A 1,690-nucleotide genomic window follows, 5' to 3' on the forward strand; every position below is an offset into this window, starting at 1 on the left:
GTGGCCGTCGACGTCAGCGCCACCGCCCGGCGGCGGGCCACCGAACTTGCCGTCCTGCACACCCTCGGCGCCGGTCACCGCCTGGTGGCCCGCTCGCTGCTGGCCGAGCAGGCGTTCCTCGCCGGCCTGGGCGTGCTGGTCGGGCTCGTCGTCGGCATCGGCGTGGCCGCGACCATGGCCCCGCTGGTCATCCTGACGCCGTCGGCGGACCGGCCCACCCCGGAGCCGGTGCTGCACGTCGACTGGGGCCCGGTGGCGGCCACCTGCGTGGGTCTGCTGCTGCTGGCCCTGACCTTCAGCGCCAGCCTGTCGGCCACCATGCGGCGGCGGCTGACCGCCACCCAGCTACGGATCGGAGAGGACCGGTGAGCGCGCGCGCGGGGATGCGGCAGGACGGCCGGGTGCGGGCCACGGTCGCCCGGTGGCTCACACCGGTACGGGAACCGGCACGACGGGTCCGCGTCTTCGGCGGGCACGCCGGCCTGCTGGCCGTGTTGGGCCTGGTGGCGGCGGTGCTCCTCACGGCCGGGCCGCGCCTGTCGAATGAGTACGCCGACCGGGGACTGCGCGCCGACGTGGCGGCGCTGCCGCACCTGTCCCGCGACCTCACCATCCAGATCGAGCAGATCTCCGACGGCAGCTCGTTCACCGACCCCGCATCTGGCCGGCCCGACCGGTTCGCGGACACCCTGCCGCAGCCGCTACCCGGCCTGGTCGACCAGACCTGGTTCGCCCAGACGATCGACCTGGACCGGCTCACCGCCTCCGGCCCGGAACCGCCCATGGACGGCGGCGCGGTCAAGCAGTTCGGCCTGTCCGCGCAGACCGGGGTGACCGAGGCCGCGGACCTGACCGCGGGTGCCTGGCCCCGGTCGGAGCCGGGACAGCCCGCCCAGGTCGCCGTATCCGTTCGGGTCGCCGAGGTGCTCGGGCTGCGCACCGGCAGCCGGCTGGAGGTGACCGGCCGGGACAGCGCACCGCTGGTGGTCAGCGGGATCTTCGCACCGCGACAGGCCGGCGACCCGGTCTGGGACGACCTGACCTACGCGTTGGAGCCGTTCGTCCCCACCGACGACGGGGAGCCGTACATCGCGGTGGCGGTCACCGACGCGCCCGGCGTCGCGGCCGTGTCGGCGGGCACGGCCGCCCCCGTCACGTACGGCTGGCGCCACCGCTTCGACGAGCGCCTGCTGAACACCGGCGACCTGGACGCGGTGACCACGGCGGTCGGCGACGCCCGGCGTACCGAGTGGCTGCCCGGCTCGGTGGTGCAGACCGGCCTGGACACCGCCCTGGCCGGTTTCGCCGAGCAGCTCGCCTCGGTGCAGGCCCTGGTGGCCGTGGTGCAGGCCGGGCTGCTGGCCAGCCTGTTCGGGTTGATCCTGCTGGCGGCCGGTCTGACGGTGCAGCGTCGCCGGGAGGAGCTGGCGCTCCTGCGCTCCCGGGGCGCGTCGGTGGCGACCATCGGCCGGCGGCTGCTCGCCGAGACGGTGCTGGTGCAGCCGGCCGTCGTGCTCGCCGGCTGGTGGGTCGGCACGCGGGTGCCGGGCCGTTCCGGCGGCGTCGGATGGGCGGTGCTGGGGCTGGCGGTGCTGACCTCGGTCGCGGTGCCGGTGCTGGGGATGCTCGAGCAGCGCACCGTCACGTTCGTCGCCCACCGGCAGGACCTCACCCGGGCCCGGCCGTCGGC

1 protein-coding gene and 1 pseudogene are annotated in these 1,690 nt (G+C 75.8%); both read left to right on the forward strand.

Features of this window, described 5'->3' with window-relative positions; all coding sequences use genetic code 11:
• Window positions 1–369, forward strand: a 369-nt coding sequence (locus tag AB0I76_RS29400) for an FtsX-like permease family protein (protein WP_357042254.1), incomplete at its 5' end; no start/stop codon positions are given.
• Window positions 366–1,690 (forward strand): annotated as a pseudogene (locus AB0I76_RS29405) (hypothetical protein); the annotation flags it as partial. The gene AB0I76_RS29400 and the pseudogene AB0I76_RS29405, both read left to right, overlap by 4 nt.

The organism is Micromonospora sp. NPDC049799, assembly GCF_040656655.1.
Classification (GTDB): Bacteria; Actinomycetota; Actinomycetes; order Mycobacteriales; family Micromonosporaceae; genus Micromonospora.